This window comes from Massilia sp. 9096, assembly GCF_000745265.1.
Lineage (GTDB): Bacteria > Pseudomonadota > Gammaproteobacteria > Burkholderiales > Burkholderiaceae_D > Telluria.
On sequence record NZ_JQNN01000001.1, the window covers coordinates 1,138,877 to 1,162,287 of the forward strand.

Sequence of the window (23,411 nt, forward strand, 5' to 3'; positions counted from 1 at the left end):
TACAAGCGGTTACAGCTATCCACTTTCCGAAATAGAAGCTGCGCGAACGCCGTGCGTTTTGCACGGCTTGCTCAGGTCGAGAAGAACGACAAGGGCACCGCTTGCGCCAGCGCGGCGTAGCCGGCGTCGTTCGGATGCAGGTGGTCGCCGCTGTCGTAGGCCGGGTTCAGGCGCGTCGGCTGGTTCGGATCGCGCAGCGCCAGGTCGAAGTCGGCGACCGCGTCGAAGCTGCCGCTGTTGCGAATCCAGTCGTTGACCTGGCTGCGCACCGCTTCGCGCGCCGGCAGGTAGTAGGACAGGCCTTCGAACGGCGTCAGCGTGGCGCCCAGCACGGCGATCCCGCGCGTGCGTGCGCGTGCGACCAGTTGCAGATAGCCGACCGTCATGTCCGCCGCCGGAATCGGGCTGAACGCAGGACTGTAGACGATGTCGTTGATGCCGATCAGTAGTGCCAGCCAGCGCACCCCGGCCGTGGCCAGCACGTCGCGGTCGAAGCGCGCCGCCGCCGAGTGCCCGGCGATCAGTGCGCTGGCGTATTCCGTCAGCATGCAGTTGCCGCAGATGCCGCGGTTGACCACGCCGATCGGCATGCTGCCGGCCGGGCGCGCCCACTGCAGGCGCTGGGCCAGGTAATCCGGCCAGCGGCGGTTGAGGTTGCCGCTGCTGCGCGCACCGTCGGTGATCGAATCGCCCAGCGCGACGACGCTGGCGCCGCCGCTGTCAGCCCCGGCGGCATTGGCGGCGACGTCGACCTCGGCCAGGAAGGGCCAGGACTGGATGGTGCTCTGCACCGGCAGCGCCGGCGCCGTGGCGAAGTTGCCCGCGCTGGACACGTAGCAATAGGTTTGCGCCATGTCGTGCGTGGTCGTGGCTTGCACGTTGTCCGGCAGGTACAGGCTGATGGCGAGGTCGGCGAAGGCCGGGAAGTCCAGGTCGACCGGATCGGACAGCAGGGCGGCGCCGGGCGGAATCACGGCGCTCGCGCGGTTTGAAAACAGCAGGCCGCGCGCGCTGCCGGCGACCAGGCTGGCGCCGCCCGAACGCAGGCCGATCCCGGCGGCGCCGATCCGAAGCGGTGTGGCGCCCATCTCGTTGCTCAGCCGCACGCGCACGCGGCTGCCGCCGGCGCTGGCGTGGACGATCAGGCGCAGCGTCTGGTTGCACAAGGCCAGCATGCCGGACGAGGCCGGCGGACCGGCCGGGGCCGCGCCCCAGGTTGCGAACCAGGCCTCGAGCGGACCCGGGCTGGCATGCGAGGCGGCCGGCGCCAGCGCGAGGGCCGCTGCCGCCGCCGGGCCGGTGCGCAGGAACGCGCGCCGGGCGGCTTGCGCGGGGTCGTATGATTGCGTCGACATGGTCGTCCTCCGATGGGCGTGGCGGCAAAGCGCCGCCGCATGAGGACAATCTATTCGCGCCGGGTGAGCGCAACGCAGCGCAAACGCAGAGGTGCGCTTGCGCTGGATCGAAGCCCGCCGTGATTCCAGTCAGGAAAGGTTCAGCTGGCCCGGCCCGGGACTTCGGCGGGCTTGCGCTCGAGCGGCCGGCGCATGCCGCGCCGGGTCAGCCAGGCGCGCACCGGGATGTCGTAGAAGTGCAGGAACAGCCAGGCCAGCAGCACCGCCGCCGCGAACGCCGCCGCCATCACCGGCAAGCCCTCGGCCAGTGGCACGTCGTGGTTGCGCACCCAGGCCGTGTAGGCGTAGATGAAAGGGTAATGCGTGATATAGAGCGGATAGGACAGGCCGCCCAGGAAGCCGCACAGGCGCGCCGCCGCGCCGGGTGTCGACGACGGTCCGAGCGAACCGCTGGCGCCGAGCCAGACCACCAGCGGGAACACGACCACGATGCACAGCGATTCGTACAGGCCGTTCATCCACAGCGACTCCGGCCCGCCCACGCGCGGCCAGGCCAGCACCGCCACCACGATCAGGCTGCACAGGGGGAAGGCATGCTTGATGCGCCCGGGCGCGACGGCGCGCGACAGCAGCAGGCCGGCAAAGAAGGGGTAGAGCAGGCGCATGAAGCCGATCGGCACCTGGTCCGCCTCGAGCGACCAGCCGCCGATCACGTCGCCGGTCGGCCCGGCGACCAGGTAATGCACCAGCGCGGCGCCGGCCACGAACACGCACAGCCCCAGCAGCAGGTTGGAGAAGCGCCGCACCACCAGCGCATACAGGATGTTGGCGACGTATTCGTAGAACAGCGACCAGGCCGGCCCGTTCAGCGGGTGCATCTCGCTCCAGCCGCGGATGTCGAACGCCGGCCCTACCGGGATCAGGGTCATGCCGATCAGCGTCATCACGACCAGCAGCCATAGCGGCGTGTCGTGGATCAGCGGGAACACCGCATGGCTGTCCTCGAAATAGAACATCAGCGCGCCGACCAGCATGCCGGCGACGATCATCGGATGCAGGCGGATCAGGCGGCGCTTGAAGAAATCCATGGTCGACATGCTGCGCCAGCGGTCGTCGTAGGCGTAGCCGATCACGAAGCCGGACAGCACGAAAAAGAAGTCGACGGCCAGGTAGCCATGGTTGATGTGCTGGGTGAAGCGGTTGTTGTCGGCGTGCGCTTCGAACAGGTGGAAGACCACGACCATCAGTGCGGCCACGCCGCGCAGGCCGTCCAGAATCGGGTAATGGCGTTTGCTGTCCGCGAAGCCTGCGGACGGGGTGGGTGTTGTCACGGCATCTCCTCGTCTATGCCAGCAGCGTAACATGGTTGCCACGAATGCATCAGTTCGTTATGCTGGTCGGCCCGTCAACAGGAGCTTCGATGAATCCACGTTTTCGCATGGCCGGCCTGGCGCTGGCAACCGTGCTGGCCGCTGCGCTCGGAGGCGCGCACGCCCAGGATGCCAAGCCGCTGCCGGCCTTCAAGGGCAGTTGGCCGGGCGCGCCCAAGCCGCAGGAATGGACCCCGGCGGTGGTGTCGATGCCGCCCGCCAGCGCGGTGCCGGCCTCGCCCCAGCGCGGCGGCCGCGGCCCGCAGATGCACCACGTGCTGGTCCTGGGCGGCACGCACGGCTGGCACCACGACTCGATCCCGAGCGGGATGGCGGCGGTGTTCAACTGGGGCCGCGCCACCCACCTGTGGGAAAGCGAACTGCGCACCGAGTTCAGCCTGGTCAATGGCGGCGGCGGCAAGCCGATGAACTCGGGCTTCCAGCCGCAGGGCCTGCACGACTTCGACGCCATCGTCGTGGTCAGCGCGACCGGCGACTGGGGCCTGGACGCGAGCCAGAAGGCGGCGCTGCTCGATTACGTGCGCGGCGGCGGCGGCCTGGTCGTGATGCATGGCGGCCTGGACGGCAACCATGGCTGGAAGGAGTACATCGACATGATCGGCGGCGAATTCGTCGCGCACCCGTTCAACACCAGCACCTGGCCGCTGTTCCCGTTCCCGCTGCTGAACGAAAACCCGAACACGCCGATGACGTCAAACCTGCCGCACCAGTTCATCAAGCAGGACGAGATCTACGTGGTGCGCAACTTCTCGCGCGAGGACACCGACGTCCTGCTCAGCATCGACCGCGACGCCTTCGACATGCGCCCGTCCCAGATCTGGCTGCCGCCGGACCACGACGTGCCGGTCGCCTGGATCAAGAATTATGGCAAGGGCAGGGTGTTCGCCTCGAGTATCGGCCACGCCAGCGAAGCGTTCGACGACCCGGACGTCGCGCGCATGTACACGCAGGCGATCGAGTGGGCGATGCACCTGGTAGGGCCGGAGCCCCGGCCGCACAAGCGCTGACGCGCAGGTGAGATCCAGGTGCGCGACTCAGGCCAGGATGGCCAGCAAGCCATCCAGCCCGCTGAAGTTGAGCGCGACGTCGGCCTGGGCGCGCACCACCGGCTTGGCGCGGAACGCCACCGACAGCCCGGCCACGCTCATCATCCCGAGGTCGTTTGCGCCGTCGCCCATGACGATGGCCTGGCGGGTATCGATGCCGAGCTGCGCGCACACGCGCTCGACGGTGCGGCGCTTTTCCTCGGCGTCGACGATGCCGCCGACCACGCGCCCGGTGAGCTTGCCGTCCTGCGCTTCGAGCAGGTTGGCGTGGGTGAAGTCCAGGTCCAGGCGGGTTTTCAGGCGCTCGGTGAAGAAGGTGAAGCCGCCCGAGACCAGCAGCGTCTTCAAGCCCGCCGCCTGCGCGCTTTGCAGCATCGCCTCGCCGCCATCCGAGATGCGCAGGCGCTCCTCGTACACGCGTCCCAGCGCCTCGACCGGCAAGCCTTCCAGCAGCGCCACGCGGCGCGTCAGGCTCTCGGAAAAACCGAGCTCGCCGCGCATCGCCGCCTCGGTGATCGCGGCCACCTGCGGCTTGAGACCCTGCATGTCGGCGATCTCGTCGATGCATTCGATCGTGATCAGCGTCGAATCCATGTCCATCGCGACCAGCTTGAAGTCGGAAAGCAGGCGCCCGGCGTCGATGAAGGTGGCGTCGACGCCGGCGTCGAACGCGGCGGCTTCGACCTGCGCCTTCAAGTCCGGCGTGAAGTCGAAGCCGTCGGCGCGCAGCGCGCGCGCGTGGAGCATCGTGGACGATGCCGGCGCGGCCATTGCCGCAAGGCGTTCGAGCGTGGCCTGGTCGGCCTGCGGGCCCTGCAGGATCAGTTTCATGGACATGGCAATCTTCTTGGTCTCGTTATTGTTATGGTTGCGCTAAGCGAGCAGCTGGCGGATGGTCTGCTTGACCTGGTTCACGCGCGCCTGCAGGTCCGGCATGCTGGCTGAAATGCGCAGCTTGTCCTGGCCGGCCAGCTTGATCTGGCGGTTCTTCTGGATCAGCGTGATGATCTTGATCGGATCGATCGGCGGCTTTTCCATGAACTGCATGTTGGCCGCCTCCGCGTGGGCGTCGATCTTGACGATGCCGACGCCCTTGGCCAGGATGCGCAGGCGGTGCGTCTCGATCAGCGCCTTGACCGGCTCCGGCAGCTTGCCGAAGCGGTCGATCAGCTCTTCCTGGATGTCGTCGATGCGGTCCTGGGTCTCGCAGTTGGCCAGCCGCTTGTAGATCGACAGGCGCTCGTGCACGTCGCCGCAGAAATCCGCAGGCAGCAGGGCCGGCACGTGCAGGTTGATCTCGGTGGTCGAGGACAGCGGCGCGGCCAGGTCCGGCTCGCGTCCGGCTTTCAGGGCTTTTACCGCTTCGTTGAGCATGTCGGAGTACAGCTGGAAACCGACTTCCAGCATCTCGCCCGACTGGTTCTCGCCCAGCACCTCGCCGGCGCCGCGGATCTCGAGGTCGTGCATGGCCAGATAGAAGCCGCTGCCCAGTTCCTCCATCTGCTGGATCGCGTCCAGCCTGCGCTGCGCCTGCTTGGTGAGATTGAGCGCATCGTTGACCAGCAGGTAGGCATAGGCCTGGTGGTGCGAACGGCCGACGCGCCCGCGCAGCTGGTGCAGCTGGGCCAGGCCGAACTTGTCGGCGCGGTGCATGATGATGGTGTTCGCGGTCGGCACGTCGATGCCGGTCTCGATGATGGTCGTGCACAGCAGGATGTTGTAGCGCTGCTGGACGAAATCGCGCATCACCTTTTCCAGCTCGCGCTCGTGCATCTGGCCGTGCGCCACGCCGATGCGCGCTTCCGGCAGCAGCTCGCGCAGCATCGCCAGGCGGTTATCGATCGTGTCGACTTCGTTGTGCAGGAAGTAGATCTGGCCGCCGCGCTTGAGTTCGCGCAGGCAGGCTTCGCGGATGGTCGAGCCGTCCTCGCTGCGGACAAAAGTCTTGATCGCCAGGCGCTTTTGCGGCGCGGTGGCGATGACGGAAAAGTCGCGCAAGCCTTCCAGCGCCATGCCGAGCGTGCGCGGGATCGGGGTCGCGGTCAGGGTCAGCACGTCGACCTCGGCGCGCAGGGCTTTCAGCGCTTCCTTCTGGCGCACGCCGAAGCGGTGCTCCTCGTCGATGATGACCAGCCCCAGGCGCGTGAACTTGACGTCCGGCGACAAGAGTTTGTGCGTGCCGATCACGATGTCGACGGTGCCGTCGGCCATGCCCTTGATCGCGTTGTTGATCTCCTTGCCGGTGCGGAAGCGCGACAGCTCGGCGATGCGCACCGGCCAGTCGGCGAAGCGGTCGCTGAAGGTTTGCGCGTGCTGCTCGGCCAGCAGCGTGGTCGGCGCCAGGATCGCCACCTGCTTGCCGCCCATGACGGCGATGAAGGCGGCGCGCAGGGCGACCTCGGTCTTGCCGAAGCCGACGTCGCCGCACACCAGGCGGTCCATCGGGCGGCCCGAGGTCATGTCCTTGATCACGTTGCTGATCGCCTCGGCCTGGTCGGGCGTCTCGTCGAAGCCGAAGCTCTGGGCGAAGTTCTCGTAATCGGTGCTCGAATATTCGAAGGAATGGCCCTGGCGCGCGGCGCGGCGCGCGTACAGGTTGAGCAGCTCGGCGGCGGTGTCGCGCACCTGTTCCGCGGCTTTTCGCTTGGCCTTGTCCCACTGGCCGGAACCGAGGGTGTGCAGCGGCGCGTCTTCGGGCGAGGCGCCCGAATAGCGCGAGATCACGTGCAGCTGCGAGACCGGCACGTAGAGTTTGGTTTCTTTAGCGTACTCGAGGTGCAGGAACTCGGCATCGCCTTCGCCCAGGTCCATGCTGATCAGGCCCATGTAGCGGCCGATGCCGTGGTTGATGTGCACGACCGGATCGCCGACCTTCAGCTCGGACAAGTCGCGCACCATCGACTCGACCTGCGAGCTGGCTTCCTGTTTCTTCTTGCCGGCGCGGCGGCCGCTGCCGGCGTACAGCTCGGTCTCGGTGATGAAGACCAGGTGGCCGCACTTGGCGTCCATCAGCTCGAACCCGGCCTGCAGCGGCGCCACGCCGAGCATCGTCCTGGCATTCGACGCGCACAGCGCGGGGTAGCCCTCAACGGCGGCCAGCTCCAGCTTGTATTCGTTGAAGTACTGCTGCAGCGTCTCGCGCCGGCCGGGCGAATCGGCGCAGATCATCACCTTGGCGTCGGTGTGGGCCAAAAAGGCGCGCAGGCTGGCCAGCGGGTCGTCCAGGCGGCGGTTGACGGCGATGTCGGGGATCGGCGCGGACAGCTCCGATGCCCCCACATCGGCGTCCTTGGCGATGGCCCAGCGTGCGTGCGGCTTGGCGCAGGTGAAGAAGGCCTCGCTCGACAAGAAGATTTCCTTCGGCTCGAGCAGCGGGCGTTCGCGGTCGGCCTTGAGGAATTTGTAGCGCGACTCGGTGTCCTGCCAGAAGCGCCCGATCGCGCCTTCGATGTCGCCGACCAGGGCCAGGCTGGCCTCTTGCGGCAGGTAGTCGAACAGGGTCGCGGTCTCCTCGAAGAACAGCGGCAGGTAATACTCGATGCCGGCCGAGGCGATGCCGTTGCCGATGTCCTTGTAGGCCGGCGAGCGGGTCGGGTCGCCCTCGAAGCGCTCGCGCCAGCGCCCGCGAAAAGCGGTCCGCGCCGCCTCGTCCATCGGGAACTCGCGGCCCGGCAGCAGGCGCACTTCCTTGACCGGATACAGCGAGCGCTGGGTGTCGGCGTCGAAGGTCCGGATGGTTTCGATCTCGTCGCCGAACAGGTCGAGGCGGTAGGGCAGCGCCGAACCCATCGGGAACAAATCGATCAGGCCGCCGCGCACCGAGTACTCGCCCGGCGACATCACCTGCGACACGTGGCTGTAGCCGGCCAGGGTCAGCTGGGCCTTGAGCTTGCCTTCGTCGAGCGTCTCGCCCTGGCGGAAAAAGAAAGTGTAGGCGGCCAGGAAGGACGGCGGCGCCAGGCGCACCAGCGCCGTGGTGGCCGGCACGACCAGCACGTCGCACTGGCCATTGCGGATCTCGTGCAGCGTGGCCAGGCGCTCGGACACCAGGTCCTGGTGCGGAGAAAACGCGTCGTAAGGCAGGGTTTCCCAGTCCGGCAGCAGGTGGCAGGCCAGCTTGCCGTCGGCGAACCAGGGGATTTCGTCGAGCAGGCGCTGGCCGTCGCTGGCGTTGGCGACCACGACGGTGAGCATCCGGCCCTTCTGTTTCAGGGCCAGCGCCGCTTGTGCGAGCGCATAGGCATCGGCGGAGCCGTGCAGTTGCGGCAGCGCGAAGCGTTGTCCGGATTTGGGGAGGTGTTGTATGAGGTCGAAAGGCATTGACGCGTGCAGTCCACGATCGGCGAAACGAAGCCTCATTATAGTCGAACAGTGATGCCGCCCGCTGGCGTGCGCCCGGCCGGCGCGGCCTTGGCCGCAGCGCCGCGCCGGCCCTCAGGCGGGATCGGGCGCGAGGCGCTCGAACACCTGCGCGGCATGCGCGTCCAGGCCGGCCAGCGGCGCCGCATCCGCGGCCAGTACGCCGTGATCGAACAGCAGGCGCAGCCGGGCCAGGCGGTCGGCCTGGGCGAGGGCTTGGGCCAGCGGTGTGGCCGGCTCGTCTTCGTGGCCGGCCTGCAGGATGGCGGCGGCGATCGGCGGCGGCAGCTCCCAGTGCAGCGCGATGCGGGCCGACAGCCGGCGCGCGCCGGGGGCGAGCGTGTCCAGCAGCGCCGGATCGGGGCCGGGGCCGCCGGTGCTTGCCTCCAGGCGGTCGAGCAGGCGCAGCGCGACCACCAGGCCGACGTCGATCATCAGGCCGGCCAGGTAACCCTCGAACGGGTCGGCGCCCAGGCGCGGCGCCAGCAGGGCGCAAGCGCGCGCGCAGCGCTCGGAATGCTGCCACAGGCGCGGCGCGGCCGTGCGCGCGACGCGTCCGCTTGCCACGCCCATCACCGGGCGGAACGCGACCCGCGCCAGCAGCATGCGCAAGCCGTTCTGGCCGAGCACCAGGATCGCCGCATCGACCGTGCGCACCGGCTTGGCCTGGCGGTACAGGGGGCCGTTGGCTTCGCGGATGACTTCGGCGACCAGCACCGCGTCCTGGGTCACCTGGCGCGCCAGCTCGGCGCCGGACACGCCTTCCTGGCGCAGGCTGCGCAGCAGGCGCGGAATGACCTCGGGTACGCGCGGGACCAGGTCGGCGGCGTCGCCGGGCGCGCGCGCCAGGCGCGCCAGCTCGTCCAGCACCAGGCCGGCCGCCGCCGGGGTCTCGGCTTGGCTGGCGGCGCTGGCCGTCGGGGCATCGCACAGCCAGCGCCAGAACGGCAGGCCGGCGGGGTCCTCGGCGCCGCTGGCCGAGTGCGCAGTGGCGGCAGCGGCGGCGCCAGGGGCGGCGGCCGGTTCCGGCGCGGGCGCGGGCGTGGGTGCGGGCTCGCCGGCGCCGCCGAGCAGGCGCGCAATCCAGTTCTTCATCGTGGTCCGCCGGGCCGAGTCATCATGCGCGCATTGTACCCCTTGCGTCTGCGGCGGAACGGGCAGGGGCGGCGTGAAAAGCGCAGTGAACAGCGCGATGGAAGACGAATAAAAAGGCTGTGTTCGCGTTAAGTCGACGTTTGCACCTGCCTTGACTAAGCTTGACGTACCGCAGCACACAGCCATTGCGCAGGTGTCTTCAGCTCGTGCCCATCCAGCAGCCGCTGCCAGCCAGAATAGTTCGCCAGGTAACGGCTGGCGACACCTTTGAAGCGCATTAGCCAGCTTTTGAAACGGCTGTGCCAGCCATTGACGTTCTGGAGATGGATCGCGCCGTGTGCACGCCGGCCTGCGCGCAGGTTGACGGGCGCGTGCGTGATCCCTGTCTCGGCGGCGAAGCGGGCATACGCTGCTGCACTGTCGCTGATCAAGAGCACGTCGGGAGAAAGCACGGGTGTCAGGCGCGAGCGCAATTGTGCTGCCGTCACGGGACCGCGGCCGGTATGAAAGTCCAGCGTCAGGCCGTTGCGATCGCGCACCACCAGCAGGCAGTCGTGCTCGCGGTTGATGCCGCGCCGGCTGGCCGCGCCGCCGCGTCGCCGGGACGGGCGCGTCAACTGGCGCGCGCCCTTTTGCGATTCGAGGCGATAGGTCTCGTCGGCTTCGACGATCGCCGACAACGTCGACGGACGATGGTGCGCAGCGCCCGGTCCGAACCGGTGGCGCCAGCGAAAACTCGTGGTTCGGTGCACGCCGGTGTCGCGCGCGGCCTGGCGTACGGTACGCGACTCGAGCATGCACTGAAGATAGGGCAGCCAGCGTTCGCGCTTGCGCAGCCGTGCCAGCGGTGTGCCGGTCAGGGCATTGAAAGAGCGGGCACAGCCGAGGCAGCGAAACCGTTGCAAGCCGCTGGCGCGGCCGCAGCGCTGCAGCCGCATGCCGCTGCAATGCGGACAGGGCCGGCCTGCCGCGGCCGCTTCGACCAGCGCCAGGCACTCGGTCGGGTCGCGGATGCCGGCGATCCAGGCGCGCAATTGCGCCAGCTCGCTGCCGGATAATGTTGCGCCAGAAAGCAGGGCGAACAATTCGCTGAAGGTGGGTCGTTGCATCGTCACTCCCGATGGGCTAACTCGACAATGCGTAAGACTTCGACAACGCTGTTTGGTTCACTTAACTAACGCGAACACAGCCAATAAAAAGCGGCAGGCGGACGGCGCACCCGGTGGGTGGCGCGTCCGCCTGCCGCACGCCGGGCGAACCCGGCGGTGTGTACTGGCCGGAACCGGGATCAGTGGCCGGTGCTGCTGGTACCGGTGCTGTTGCCCGAGGTGTCGGTCGAGCCGGTGGCCGAGGTGCCGGTGCTCGAGCCGCTCGCGCCGGCGCTGCCGCCCGTGGTGGCGCCGGTGCTGGTGGTGCCGCCCGAGCTGACGCTGCTCGAGCCGGTGCCGGTGCCGGTGGCGCCGCTGGTGGTCGAGCCGGCGCCCGAGCTGCCGGACGACATGCTCGAGCTGTCGCCGCTGCTGCCGCTGCCCATGTCGCTGCCGGTGGAGCTGCAGGCCGCCAGGCTGATGGCCATCAGGCCGCCGATGAGGATGCTTTGATAGGTCTTCATGATCGATCTCCTGATTTATTTGCCGTTGGTGGCGCCGGTGGTCGAGGCGCCGGTGCTGGTGCTGCCGCTCATGCCCGAGGTGTCGGTGGTGCCGGTCGACGACATGCCCGAATTCGAACCGGTCGAACCGGTCGAGCCCGAACCGCCGCTGGTGGCGCCGCCGCCGGTCGGCGAGTTGCCGTGCGCCGACATCGGCGAGGTGTTGTCTGCTGCGCTGCTGGTGGTGCCGCCATCGGTGGAGCTGCAGGCGGCCAGGCTCATTGCCATCAGCGCGCCGATCATTACGCTTTGATAAGTCTTCATGATGCTCTCCTGTTTTGATTCACGTTGCCATGATGGCACAGCGGCGCGTGTTCAAAATAGGATGAGCCCGGGATGCCGTGTAGGAGACGACGCACATTCAGGAAGTAAGAACCTGCGCACAAATGCTTCCATCACGGCCGAGGCCCGCTCAAGGGCGCTGCAGCAGGCGCCCCATCAGCACGTCGATGAAGCGAACCTGGTCCGACGCCAGGCACACCGCCGCGTTGGGCGTCCCGGGCCGCTCGCGCGTCAAGCCGTCGTCGCCGATGTCGATGTGCAGCGGCGTCGGCCGGCACACGCGTGGATCGATCAGCCAGGCCACCGGCACCACGTCGAACAGCGAAGGCATGTTGCTCGACCACGGCTGGTAGGCATCGATCCATTGGTGATACAGCAGCGCCAGCGTGTCGGTCACCGGCGAACCGTGGCCGAACAGCGCGTTGCGTTCCACTTCGTCGAGGCGGATCTGGGTCGCGTCGAGCGGCATCATGACGATCGGCACGCCGGCGCCGAACAGGGCGCGCGCGCCGGCCACGTCGGAGGCGATGTTGTATTCCTTGTCCGGCGGACGGTTCGGCACGTACTGCGACTTGCGGTAGCCGGCGCGCACCGAGCCGCCCATCATGACCACCTGCTTGAGCTGGCGGAACGCCGCCGGGTCGCGCGCGATGGCGGCCCCGACGTTGGTGAGCGGGCCGAGCGCGAGCAGGGTGACCTGGCCGGGCCGCAGCCTGGCCTGGCGCAGGATGAAGTCGACCGCCTGCGGCGGCGGCGAGGCGGGCGGCACGCCGCGCGCGGCATAGCGCGCCTGGGTGAAGGGCTGGGGGCTGGCGGTGGCGATGCCTTGCGCGACCGGGATCCCGGGATGGCCGGTGTCGCGCAGCAGCCGTTCCAGTAGGCGCACGCGCAGGGCGGTGTCGCCCCAGGCGGTGGTGATGCCGACGATCTCGAATTCCGGGCTCTCGAGCAGCAGGCCGAGCGCGAAGGCGTCGTCGATGTCGTCGCCGATGTCCATGTCGACGATGACGGGCGTGCGGCCGGCGGGCATCGTCTGCGCCCGGGCCGGCGGCGCGGCCAGGCAAGCCAGCAGCAGCGCCAGCAGCGCTGCCAGCGGCGCCGCGAACTTCGCCGCCGGCGTCGCGGCCGGTTGAATCGTGCGGGACGGCGCGCGCGCCGGGAAAGGGAAGGCGGTCATGGTGGACGGGGGGCAAAAGGCCGCCATCTTACCGCATCGCCGGATCTGCATCTCAGCAAGGCCGGGCGGGTCGCGCGCGTTCGCGCCGGCGGGATTGCGCAGCGGGACAAGTCGGCGTGAAATGAAAAAGGGCGCGCAACGGACCAGGTGGCCCGATGTGCGCCCTCGTGTGCCCGCTCTCCGGTCAGAACAGGCTGTTGGCCGGCGCCTGCTGCGAACCCGCCGGCGGCTGGGCCGGCGCACCCGGCTGGGCCGCACCCGGGTCCACGCTGCCGTCCGGCGCCACCGCCGGCTGCTGCTGGTCGAGGTCGATACCGCTGAAGGCCGTCGATCCGGCGTATTCGGCGTAGACCCAGTCATCGTTCTCGCGCACCAGGCCTTCCGGCTGCACCGGCTCCTCGCCGACCGGGCGCTTGGCCAGCGCCACCCGCATGTAGTCGATCCAGATCGGCAGCGCCAGCGTGGCGCCGAATTCCTTGCCGCCCAGCGAGCGCGGATCGTCGTAGCCCATCCAGGCCACCGCCACCACCTTGCCGCCGTAGCCGGAGAACCAGCCGTCCATGGCGTCGCTGGTGGTGCCGGTCTTGCCGGCGATGTCGTTGCGGCCGAGCGCCTTGGTGGCGGCGGCGCCGGTGCCGTAGCGGGTCACGTCGCGCAGCATGCTGTCCATGACGAACACGTTGCGCGCGTCCAGCACGCGCTGTTCCTCGGTGTGGCCGGCCGGCACGGTGGCCTGGCGGATCACCTTGCCGTCGGCATCCTCGATCCTGCTGATCAGGTAGGGCTGGACGCGGTAGCCGCCGTTGGCGAACACCGCATACGCGTCGGCCATCTGCAGCGCGGTCACCTGGCCGGTACCCAGCGCCAGCGTGAAGTTCTTCGGCTGGCGATCCAGGTCGAAGCCGAAGCGGCCCAGGTACTCGTGCGCGAACGGCACCGACACCGCGCGCAGCAGGCGCACCGAGGCCACGTTCTTCGACTGCGCCAGCGCCTGGCGCATGGTGATCGGGCCGTCCCATTTGCCGTCGTCGTTCTGCGGCGCCCAGGTGGCGCCGGCGTTCTCGCCCGCCATCTCGAGCGGCGCGTCGAGGATGCGCGTGGCCGGCGAATACCCCTTGTCCAGCGAGGCCGAGTAGATGAACGGCTTGATGCCCGAACCCGGCTGGCGCCAGGCTTGCGTGACGTGGTTGAACTTCTGCAGGTTGAAGTCGAAGCCGCCGACCAGCGCGTGATAGGCCCCGGTGTCGGCGTCGAGCGCGACGAAGGCCGCCGCCACCTGCGGCACCTGGGTGATGGCCCAGCCCTTGGCGTCGTTCTTGCCCTCGTGCGCGACCCGCACGATCGCGCCCGGCGTGATGCGTACCGTGTCCTTGGCGTTGGGCGAGAGCGCGCCGGCGGCGAACTTCAGGCCGGCCCCGGTGACGTCGACGGTATCGCCGTCGATGGTCTCGACGCGCACCGCCTTGGGCGAGCTCGACAGCACCACGGCCGGGATCAGGCCGTCGCTGGACGGGCGCTTGCCGAGCGCTTCCGAGATCGCGTCCTCGCGCTCCTGGGCGTCCGAGGGCAGCTCGATGCGGCCTTCCGGACCACGGTAGCCGTGGCGCTGGTCGTAGGCGATCACGTTGCGGCGCACCGAGGCGTAGGCGGCGTCCTGCTCGGGCTTCAGGATCGTGGTGTAGACCTTGATGCCCTTGGTATAGGCGTCGTCCTTGTATTCGTTGTAGACGGCCAGGCGCGCCAGTTCGGCCACGTACTCGGCGTGGGTGTCGAACGCCTGGCCGCGCTGGTTGACGTGCAGCGGTTCCACCAGGGCTGCCTGGTACTGGTCTTCGGTAATGAAGTTCAGCGCGCGCATGCGCCCGAGCACCGCGTGCTGGCGCTCGCGCGCGCGCTGCGGGTTGCTCACCGGGTTGTGGCGCGACGGGTTCTGCGGCAAGCCGGCCAGCATCGCCATCTCGGCCACGGTCAGGTGATCCAGGTCCTTGTTGAAGTAGGTGCGCGCGGCGCTGGCGAAGCCGTAGGCGCGCTGGCCCAGGTAGATCTGGTTCATGTACAGCTCGAGGATCTGGTCCTTGGTCAGGGCGCCCTCGATCTTGTAGGCCAGAGCGATCTCGTTGAGCTTGCGGTCCAGGTGCTTGGCGCGCGACAGGAAGAAGTTGCGCGCCACCTGCATCGTGATGGTCGACGCGCCGCCGGCGCCGAAGCCGTGGCGCAGGTTCGACGCCACCGCGCCCAGGCCGCGCTGGAAGTCGATCGCGCCGTGCTGGTAGAAGCGCGCGTCCTCGATCGCCAGCAGCGACTTTTTCATCAGGTCGGGGATCTTGTCGATCGGGACGAAGTCGCGATGTTCTTCGCCGAACTCGCCGATCAGGACGTTGTCGGCGGTGTACACGCGCAGCGGAATCTTGGGACGGTAGTCGGTCACGGCGTCGAGCGCCGGTACGCTGGGCAGTACGCGCAGCACCACGTAGCCGACGACGGCGGCGACCAGCAGCAGGATCGCGGCCAGGGCGAGGAAAATGAAGCCGCGCAGGCGGCTGGGGCGGCGTTGCGCCGGCTTGCTTTGATTTGCCAAAACTGAACTCTCCGACATGACCGTAAGGACGGTCTAGGAGGAAATTATAATCCGCTTTGCTTCCCGTACAGCATGTGCGATAGTTCGCCCTTAAGTCGGCTTTAAGGGCCCGCAACACGGCCCCGCACGTCCCGCCCCACGATACTGCCAACGTAATAACAGAACGTCACCATGCCTTACGATCCCCATCCGCCCGCCGTCAAGCCCTACATTCCCGCGTCCGCACAGTTGCCCGAGATGACGCTGCGCGCCCTGGTCATGGGCACGATCCTGGGCATGGTGTTCGGCGCCTCGTCGCTGTACCTGGTGCTGAAGGTCGGCCTGACGGTCAGCGCCTCGATTCCGGTCGCCGTGATCGCGATCACGCTGTTCGGCCTGGCCAAGAAGGCGGGCGGGCGCGAATCGACGATCCTGGAAAACTCGATCACCCAGACCGCCGGTTCGGCCGGCGAGTCGCTCGCCTTCGGCCTGGGCGTGACCATGCCGGCCATCATGATCCTCGGCTTCGACCTCGAGATCTCGCGCGTGATGCTGGTCGGGATACTGGGCGGCCTGCTCGGCATCCTGATGATGATCCCGATGCGCCGCACGATGATCGTCGACCAGCACCGCGAACTGAAATACCCGGAAGGCACGGCCTGCGCCGAGGTGCTGAAAGCCGCCGCCACCGAAACCTCGCGCGAGGCGGCCGGCGAAGTGCGCGCCGAAGGCTCGGACGAAGCCGCCGAGGCGCGCCGGCGCGCCTTCATCATCTTCGGCGGGTTCGGCCTCGGTCTGCTGTACAAGGTGCTCGAGATTTCGCTGAAACTCTGGAAGGACACCGTCAACTTCGTGTTCGGCGCGCCCTTGAAGGCCGGTTCGGCCGGCGCCGAGATCTCGCCCGAGCTGCTTGGCGTGGGCTACATCATCGGCCCGCGCATCGCGATGACGATGGCGGCCGGCGGCGTGCTGTCCTATCTGCTGCTTATCCCGATGATCAAGTTCTTCGGCGAGCTGCTCACGGTGCCGCTGGCCCCGGGCACGATGCTCATCAAGGACATGGGGCCGGACGACATCCGCAGCGCCTACGTGCTGTACATCGGCGCCGGCGCGGTCGCGGCCGGCGGCCTGGTCAGCCTGGCGCGTTCGCTGCCGACCATCTGGAATGGCCTGAAGGGCGGCCTGGCCGGCTTCAAGAAGGGCAGCGCTGGCGACAGCAACCTGCGCACCGACCAGGACATCCCGCTCAAGTGGGTCGTGATCGGCTGCCTGGGCATCATCGCCGTGATCACCTTTGCCGCGCCGCTGCACATGAACCTGCTCGGGGCGCTGCTGATCCTGGTGTTCGGCTTCCTGTTCGCGACCGTGTCCTCGCGCCTGACCGGTGAAGTCGGCTCGTCGTCCAACCCGATCTCGGGCATGGCGGTGGCCACGCTGCTGTTCACCTGCCTGATCTTCCTGCTGATGGGCTGGACCGGCGGGCGCTACTACGTGACCGCGCTGTCGGTCGGCGCCATCGTCTGCATCGCCGCCAGCAATGCCGGCACCACCTCGCAAGACCTGAAAACCGGCTACCTGGTCGGCTCGACACCGAAATTGCAGCAATACGCGATCCTGGCCGGCGCGCTGGCCTCGGCGCTGGTGCTGGGTCCGATCCTGCTGAAACTGAACGATGCCGGCACGGTCTACATGCCGGCGGCGAAGGTGTCGCCGCAGCTGGCCGCGGTGCATGTCGATGCCGCCAGGCTGACCGATACGGCGCAGCTGCAGGGCCCGCAGGCCGCGTCGGACAAAGCGAGCTACAAGGTCTGGCAAAAGACGGACACCGTCAACGGCCCGGCCGGCAAATACCTGGTGCGTGCCGACGGTTCGCTGGCCTACCTGGTCGATCCGGGCATCAACGGCCAGTACCACACCCGTCCGGACGGCAGCGAAGTCAAGAAGTACGATGCACCCAAGGCCGTGCTGATGTCGTACATCATCAAGGGCATCCTCGACCAGCAGCTGCCGTGGACGCTGGTGCTGTTCGGCGTGATGATCGCGTTGGTGCTGGAGATGGCCGGCATCCAGTCGCTGGCGTTCTCGGTCGGCGTCTACCTGCCGCTGGTGTCGACGCTGCCGATCGCGATCGGCGGCTTGATCCGCTGGATGGTCGACCGCCGCAACAGCAAGCTGCCGCAGTACGCCAGCCTGGACGAGGAAGAAATGCAGGCCGCGGGCGACCGCAGCTCGGGCACGCTGCTGGCCTCGGGCTATATCGCCGGCGGCGCGCTGGCCGGCATCATCATCGCCATCACGGCCGGGGTGCTGACCGATTTCGACAACGCGATGAACAAGTGGGCAGTGGCGTTCAACCCGTTCTTCAACGATGCGCGGGGCGATTTGCTATCGGTGATTCCGTATGCGGCGATCTGCGTGCTGCTGTATTGGGTCGGGCGCGAGAAGGCCGGCAAACCAGCCGTGAAATAAGCCGGGCGCCGAGCGCGGCGCGCCGTCATCGTCACTTCAATCGTCACATCAGCACGGCCTCGGCATCGACGATGTCGACGCCCTGCAGCTGGCCGAGCCAGGCGTCCAGGCATGGCTTGTGCGTCGCGCCGATGATCGACAGCACGCGCGCGCCCGGGCGCTCGCGGAAGGTCTCGCGGATGTTGGCGACGATGCGCAGGTTGCGCGTTTCCCAGCCAGCGACCCACATCTGCGAATAGTGCTGCGGCGACGTGCCGCGCATGGCCGAGCGCACGTTGCCGTCGGCGCGCACGGCGAGCCGGGCCGGGTCGTTCAGCGCGCGGTACAGCGGCAGCAGGTCGGCGCCATCCCGGCAGGGCACGAACAATCGGATATGCACGTGTGGCGCATCGTGCACTCGCGCGCGCGCACGAGCGAAAACGAAAACGGCGACCCGCAGGCCGCCGTCCATCGTACGAATTGGGGGCGATCGATGCCCCCAGCATCGGTGATCGATGCCCCCAGCATCGATCACTTCACGCCATGCATCAGCTTCTGGATCAGCGGCGCGATCAGGAACAGCAGGAGGCCCGAGCCGATCAGCGCCCAGAAACCGAAGGTGTAGCCGGACAGTGCCGATTCCACGGTCATGCCTTTTTCGCCGGAGACGATGCTGGCGAAGATGCCCGACAGGTTGTTGCCGATGCCGGTCGACAGGAACCAGCCGCCCATGCCCAGGCCGACCAGGCGGGTCGGAGCCAGCTTGGTGACCATCGACAGGCCGATCGGCGACAGGCACAGTTCGCCGATCGACTGGATCACGTAGACCATGAACAGGGTCCAGAACGGGATCTTGCTGTCCGGGCCGACCAGGAACTTCAGCGCATACCACAGCAGCACGAAGGCAAGGCCGTTGAAGATCAGGCCGAGGCCGAACTTGCGCGGGATCGACGGATTGGCGCTGCCCATCCAGACCCACACCGCGGCCACCAGCGGCGCGCACACGATGATGGCGAGGGTATTCACCGACTGGAACCAGCCGGTCGGGAAGATCCAGCCGCCGAAGTCGCGGCGCACGATGTTCTCGGCCAGGAAGGTGAACGAGCTGCCGGCCTGTTCGAAGAAGCACCAGAACATCACGTTGAAGAAGAAGATGATCATCATCGCGATGACCTTGTCGCGCGCCACTTTACCGTTGCGCACGCCTTCGACCACCAGCATCGCGGCCAGCGCCAGGAACAGCACGGTCAGGATGCCCTGCAGCTTTTCCGCGCCCATCTGGAGCAGGAAGTACACGCCCGGGATCACGACCAGCGCGCCGACGATCACGCCGATGATGCGCGCCGGGCTGGCCAGCGGTCCGGTGGCGGCGCCGATGCCCTTCAGGCCGCGGCGGCCGATCTGGAACCAGATCAGCGACAGGATCATGCCGATGCCGGCGGCGAAGAACACCGTCTTGTAGGCCGGCACCCCGGTCTGGGACGACAGGCGCTCGGCCAGGATGCCGGTCAGGATCGGCGCGATGAAGCCGCCGCCGTTGATGCCCATGTAGAAGATGGTGAAGCCGGAATCGCGACGCGTGTCGTGGATGCCGTACAGCTGGCCGACCATGGTCGAGATGTTCGGCTTGAACATGCCGTTGCCGACGATGATCGTGGCCAGACCGAGCTTGAAGATGTCCGGGTTCGGCACCGTGATCGCGAACAGGCCGAGCACCATGAAGGCAGCGCCGACCAGGATCGAGCGCTGGTAACCGATGACCCGGTCGGCGATGTAGCCGCCGAACACGGCGCCGGCGTACACCAGTGCGAGGTAGGAACCGTAGGTCAGGTTGGCGTCGGCCTGGCCGGCGCCGCTGCCGCCGTAGAACTGCGCGACGATGTAGAGCACCAGGGCCCAGCGGATGCCGTAGAAAGCAAAGCGTTCCCAGAATTCCGTCATGAAGAGCATCCACAGCGGCGCTGGGTGGCCCATGATCTGGCGGAATTCCGGCGTCGCTTTCTGCTCGGCGGATGTAGTAGCTGCACCGCTCATGCGGTTCCTCCCGAAAATCGTTTTGTCTCGTTGATGTCGTGGTCAGACCGTATGGACGGACTGCCAATAGCGTCGCATTGTAGTGGAAATCCCCCACGGCAAGGCAAGTTTTTCCAGCTCTTCCATAAGAGTGCAAACGCCTGTCCGAACCGGGACGCAAACTCTCGTGAGTTGTCGTATATTGGTGCATTAGCCACACCCGCACCAAAAAGATTCAGACCAGAAGAAGAGAGGAAATGCATATGAACTACGAAGTCGTCGATACGCTCATTTCGCCCGAAGGCCGCCTGGAAGTACTGTCCAAGGCCGAGGTGGCGAAGCTGCTCGACACCAGCCAGGGTGGTCTTTACCAGATATTCCGCAAATGCGCGCTCGCGGTCCTGAACTCCGGCAGTTCGATCGACGACGGCAAGGAGCTGCTGGAGCGCTACAAGGATTTCGAGATCAGGATCATCCAGCGCGAGCGCGGGATCAAGCTCGATATCCGCGGCGCGCCGGCCCACGCTTTCGTCGACGGCAAGATGATCAAGGGTATCCACGAGCACCTGTTCTCGGTACTGCGCGACATCGTGTACGTGAACTTCGAGGTCACCGACAACCCGCGCTTCGACCTGCACAGCCCGGAAGGCATCACCGACGCCGTCTTCCACATTCTGCGCAACGCCAACGTGATCCAGCCGCAGCGCAACCCGAACCTGGTGGTGTGCTGGGGCGGCCACTCGATCAACCGGGTCGAGTACAACTATTCCAAGCACGTCGGCTACCACCTCGGCCTGCGCGAACTGGACATCTGCACCGGCTGCGGCCCGGGCGCGATGAAAGGCCCGATGAAGGGTGCGACCATCGGCCACGCCAAGCAGCGCCTGCAGGGCGGGCGCTATCTCGGCATCTCGGAGCCGGGCATCATCGCCGCGGAAAGCCCGAACCCGATCGTCAACGACCTGGTCATCATGCCGGACATCGAGAAGCGCCTCGAAGCGTTCGTGCGCACCGGCCACGGCATCGTCGTGTTCCCGGGCGGCGCCGGCACCGCCGAGGAAATCCTCTACATCCTGGGCATCCTGCTCCACCCGGAGAATGCCGACATGCCTTTCCCGCTGATCTTTACCGGCCCCTCGACCGCGGCCGACTACTTCAGGCAGATCGACCAGTTCATCGGCCTGACGCTCGGCGAGGCGGCGCAGAAGCGCTACAAGATCATCGTCGACGATCCGGAAGCCGTGGCCAAGGAAATGCAGACCGGGATCCGCCAGGTGCGCGAATTCCGCAAGGCGCGCAGCGACGCATACTACTTCAACTGGGGCTTGAAGATCGATCCGGAATTCCAGAAGCCGTTCAAGCCGACCCACGAGAACATGCGCAGCCTGTCGCTGCACAAGGGCCAGGCAACCCACCTGCTGGCCGCCAACCTGCGCCGCGCGTTTTCCGGCGTGGTGGCCGGCAACGTCAAGGAAGAGGGCATCCGCGAGATCGAAAAGTACGGCAAGTTCGAGATCCACGGCGAGGACGAGATCATGGCGCCGATGGACCACCTGCTGCAGTCCTTCGTCGAGCAGAGCCGCATGAAGCTGCCGGGCAAGGAGTACATTCCCTGCTATCGCGTGGTGCGCTGAGCATGACGGCATGAAAAAAGCCGCGGAACGAGAAATCGTCCGCGGCTTTTTTACGTCTCACGCGCGCATCATGCACGCGTGCGCGCGACCGGTCAGTCTTCCTTGCGCAGGTGCGGGAACAGCAGCACGTCGCGGATGTTCGGCGAATCGGTCAGGATCATGATCAGGCGGTCGATGCCGATGCCGCAGCCGCCGGCCGGGGGCATGCCGTACTCCAGCGCGCGGATGTAGTCGGCGTCGTAGTACATCGCTTCCTCGTCGCCGGCGTCCTTGGCGTCGACCTGGGCCAGGAAACGCGCCGCCTGGTCTTCCGCATCGTTCAGCTCCGAGAAGCCGTTGGCGATCTCGCGGCCTACCATGAACAATTCGAAGCGCTCGGTGATGCCTTCGCGGGTGTCGGACGCGCGCGCCAGCGGCGAGACTTCGACCGGGTAGTCGATGATGAAGGTCGGCTCCCACAGCTGGGCTTCGGCGGTCTCTTCGAACAGCGCCAGTTGCAGCGCGCCGGTGCCGACGTGGGCCATCGGCTTGACGCCGAATTTCAGCAGTTCGGCGCGCAGGAAGGCGTCGTCATTGAGCTGCTCGGTGGTGTAGCCCGGCGCGTACTTGTCGATCGCCTCGACGATGGTCAGGCGGTGGAAGGGCTTGCCCAGGTCGAGCGCGCGGCCGCCGTAGGTCAGCTCGGCGGTGCCGTGGGCGTCGATCGCAGCCTGGCGGATCACGGCCTCGGTATAGTCCATCACCCACTTGTAGTCGGTGTAGGCGGCGTAGAACTCCATCATCGTGAATTCCGGATTGTGGCGGATCGAGACGCCCTCGTTGCGGAAGTTACGGTTGATCTCGAACACGCGGTCGAAGCCGCCGACCACCAGGCGCTTCAGGTACAGCTCCGGTGCGATGCGCAGGAACATCTGCATGTCGAGCGCATTGTGGTGGGTGATGAAAGGCTTGGCCGCGGCGCCGCCCGGGATCGGGTGCAGCATCGGGGTCTCGACTTCCATGAACTGGTTGTCCTGCATGAAGCGGCGCATCGACGCGATCGCGGCGGTGCGCGCCTTGAAGGTGCGGCGCGTCTCTTCGTTCATGATCAGGTCGACGTAGCGCTGGCGGTACTTGGTCTCCTGGTCGGCCAGGCCGTGGAACTTGTCCGGCAGCGGGCGCAGCGACTTGGTGATCAGGCGCAGGTTCGTGACCTTCACGGTCAGCTCGTCGACCTTGGTCTTGAACAGCGTGCCTTCGATGCCCAGGATGTCGCCCAGGTCGTAGCGGCGGAACGCTTCCATTGCCTCTTCGCCGACGTTGTCGAGCGTGACGTAGATCTGAATGCGGCCGTCGGCGCGCGGGCCCGAGGCGTCCTGCAGGGTCGCGAAGGCGGCCTTCTTGCCGGCTTCGCGCTTGAGCATCATGCGCCCGGCCAGCACCACCGCCTGCGGCTCGGCTTCGAGCTGCTCGCGGGTCCAGCCGCCGTAGGTTTCGGTCAGGTCGGCGGCTTTGTGCTGCGGGACGAAGTCGTTCGGAAACGCCACGCCCTTTTCGCGGATCGCGGCCAGCTTGGCGCGGCGCTCGGCGATGATCTTGTTGTCATCAAGCTGCAGGCTGGTGGTCTGTTCCTGGCCGGTTTGTTCTTGGCTTAGTTGTTCTTGATTGTGAGTGCTCATATCAGGTTCTGTTTCTAGTTTTGGGTCACAGCCGGATCGCGGCCTCGAATCACAGGCCGGCCAGCAGGTCCTCGACCGACAGCTTGTCGTAATCGGTCACGACCTTGATGACGTTGTCGTATTCCTCGAAGGCCTCGGCCGGCAGCGTGGTCGTGATCGCGACCGCGCGCATGCCGGCGCGGCGCGCCGCTTCGACGCCCATCGGCGCGTCTTCGAACACGATGCACTCGGCCGGGGCCAGGCCCAGCTTCTCGGCCGCTTTCAGGAACACGTCCGGATGCGGCTTGCCGTGCTTGACGTCGGCCGCGCCGACCACGGCGTGGAAGTGGCGGCGCAGGTCGAGTTCGTCGAGCGTGAACACGATGTTGCCCGGCGGCGCCGAGGTGGCCACGGCCAGCTGGATGCCGCGCGCGTCGGCCTGCGTCACGAAGGCCTCGAAGCCGGCGATGGCGGCGCGGTGCGGACCGTACATCTCGCGGTACAGCGCATCCTTTTCCAGGGCCAGCAGGGCGATCTGCTCATCGGGGACGTCCGGGCCGAGGCGCGCGCGCAGGATCTCGCGGCCCTGGGCGCCGGCGGTCTCGCGGAAGAACGCGTCGGGATCGTATTCCTTGCCGCGGCGCGCGAAGAACTCGAGCCAGGACTTGGTGTGGTAGGCCATGTTGTCGACGATGGTGCCGTCCATGTCGAAAATGAATGCGCGCGCTGCGTTGCTTGTCGTGCTGTGCATCGAGCTGTGACTCCT

17 protein-coding genes are annotated in these 23,411 nt (G+C 67.2%); 3 read left to right on the forward strand and 14 right to left on the reverse strand.

Going from position 1 to position 23,411, the window contains the following annotated elements; genetic code table 11:
• Positions 1-71: 71 nt before the first annotated feature.
• Together FA90_RS05000 and FA90_RS05005 are read right to left on the reverse strand one after the other, a co-directional pair.
• Positions 72-1,355, reverse strand: coding sequence for an SGNH/GDSL hydrolase family protein (locus tag FA90_RS05000; RefSeq protein WP_051971439.1), 1,284 nt, complete (start codon positions 1,353-1,355; stop codon positions 72-74).
• 140 nt (positions 1,356-1,495) lie between these two features.
• A complete protein-coding gene (locus tag FA90_RS05005; protein ID WP_051971440.1) occupies positions 1,496-2,686 on the reverse strand; it encodes an acyltransferase in 1,191 nt (396 codons plus the stop codon).
• 89 nt (positions 2,687-2,775) lie between these two features.
• Here FA90_RS05005 and FA90_RS05010 point away from each other — a divergent pair, with 89 nt between their 5' ends.
• Positions 2,776-3,753 (forward strand): ThuA domain-containing protein, encoded by a 978-nt coding sequence (locus tag FA90_RS05010; protein ID WP_081933654.1) that lies wholly within the window; start codon positions 2,776-2,778, stop codon positions 3,751-3,753.
• Between the two features lie 27 nt (positions 3,754-3,780).
• On the opposite strand, the gene serB is transcribed toward FA90_RS05010, so the two are convergent.
• From serB to FA90_RS05050, 8 genes are all read right to left on the reverse strand, one after another.
• On the reverse strand, positions 3,781-4,629 hold the full coding sequence (gene serB, locus FA90_RS05015) for a phosphoserine phosphatase SerB (protein WP_081933655.1): 849 nt from the start codon (positions 4,627-4,629) through the stop codon (positions 3,781-3,783).
• A 36-nt stretch (positions 4,630-4,665) separates the two neighbouring features.
• Positions 4,666-8,112 (reverse strand): transcription-repair coupling factor, encoded by a 3,447-nt coding sequence (gene mfd / locus FA90_RS05020; protein WP_036166546.1) that lies wholly within the window; start codon positions 8,110-8,112, stop codon positions 4,666-4,668.
• A 114-nt stretch (positions 8,113-8,226) separates the two neighbouring features.
• Positions 8,227-9,246 carry an HDOD domain-containing protein gene (locus tag FA90_RS05025; RefSeq protein WP_036166549.1) on the reverse strand — a complete coding sequence of 340 codons (1,020 nt, stop codon included), beginning with the start codon at positions 9,244-9,246 and terminating at the stop codon, positions 8,227-8,229.
• Between the two features lie 155 nt (positions 9,247-9,401).
• Positions 9,402-10,355 carry an IS1595 family transposase gene (locus FA90_RS05030; RefSeq protein WP_036166552.1) on the reverse strand — a complete coding sequence of 318 codons (954 nt, stop codon included), beginning with the start codon at positions 10,353-10,355 and terminating at the stop codon, positions 9,402-9,404.
• A gap of 179 nt (positions 10,356-10,534) precedes the next feature.
• Entirely contained in the window at positions 10,535-10,858 is a 324-nt protein-coding gene (locus tag FA90_RS05035; protein WP_051971442.1) for a hypothetical protein, read from the reverse strand.
• A 15-nt stretch (positions 10,859-10,873) separates the two neighbouring features.
• Positions 10,874-11,161, reverse strand: a complete 288-nt coding sequence (locus tag FA90_RS26215; protein WP_156116593.1) for a hypothetical protein — start codon at positions 11,159-11,161, stop codon at positions 10,874-10,876.
• Positions 11,162-11,309: 148 nt separating this feature from the next.
• A complete protein-coding gene (locus FA90_RS05045) occupies positions 11,310-12,356 on the reverse strand; it encodes a nucleoside hydrolase (protein WP_081933656.1) in 1,047 nt (348 codons plus the stop codon).
• 184 nt (positions 12,357-12,540) lie between these two features.
• Positions 12,541-14,952: a penicillin-binding protein 1A gene (locus tag FA90_RS05050; RefSeq protein ID WP_081933657.1), complete on the reverse strand. Its 2,412-nt coding sequence runs from the start codon at positions 14,950-14,952 to the stop codon at positions 12,541-12,543.
• Positions 14,953-15,105: 153 nt separating this feature from the next.
• Here FA90_RS05050 and FA90_RS05055 point away from each other — a divergent pair, with 153 nt between their 5' ends.
• On the forward strand, positions 15,106-17,382 hold the full coding sequence (locus tag FA90_RS05055) for an OPT family oligopeptide transporter (RefSeq protein ID WP_036166558.1): 2,277 nt from the start codon (positions 15,106-15,108) through the stop codon (positions 17,380-17,382).
• Between the two features lie 43 nt (positions 17,383-17,425).
• Here FA90_RS05055 and FA90_RS05060 read toward each other — a convergent pair whose 3' ends face one another.
• Positions 17,426-17,761 (reverse strand): DUF5694 domain-containing protein, encoded by a 336-nt coding sequence (locus tag FA90_RS05060; protein ID WP_197065248.1) that lies wholly within the window; start codon positions 17,759-17,761, stop codon positions 17,426-17,428.
• A gap of 131 nt (positions 17,762-17,892) precedes the next feature.
• Positions 17,893-19,395 carry a peptide MFS transporter gene (locus tag FA90_RS05065; protein ID WP_036166561.1) on the reverse strand — a complete coding sequence of 501 codons (1,503 nt, stop codon included), beginning with the start codon at positions 19,393-19,395 and terminating at the stop codon, positions 17,893-17,895.
• 242 nt (positions 19,396-19,637) lie between these two features.
• On the opposite strand from FA90_RS05065, the gene ppnN reads away from it, so the two are divergent.
• Entirely contained in the window at positions 19,638-21,008 is a 1,371-nt protein-coding gene (gene ppnN / locus FA90_RS05070; protein ID WP_036166564.1) for a nucleotide 5'-monophosphate nucleosidase PpnN, read from the forward strand.
• A gap of 92 nt (positions 21,009-21,100) precedes the next feature.
• On the opposite strand, the gene lysS is transcribed toward ppnN, so the two are convergent.
• A complete protein-coding gene (gene lysS / locus FA90_RS05075) occupies positions 21,101-22,666 on the reverse strand; it encodes a lysine--tRNA ligase (protein ID WP_081933658.1) in 1,566 nt (521 codons plus the stop codon).
• Positions 22,667-22,715: 49 nt separating this feature from the next.
• Positions 22,716-23,396, reverse strand: coding sequence for an HAD family phosphatase (locus FA90_RS05080; RefSeq protein ID WP_036166567.1), 681 nt, complete (start codon positions 23,394-23,396; stop codon positions 22,716-22,718).
• Positions 23,397-23,411 lie beyond the last annotated feature (15 nt).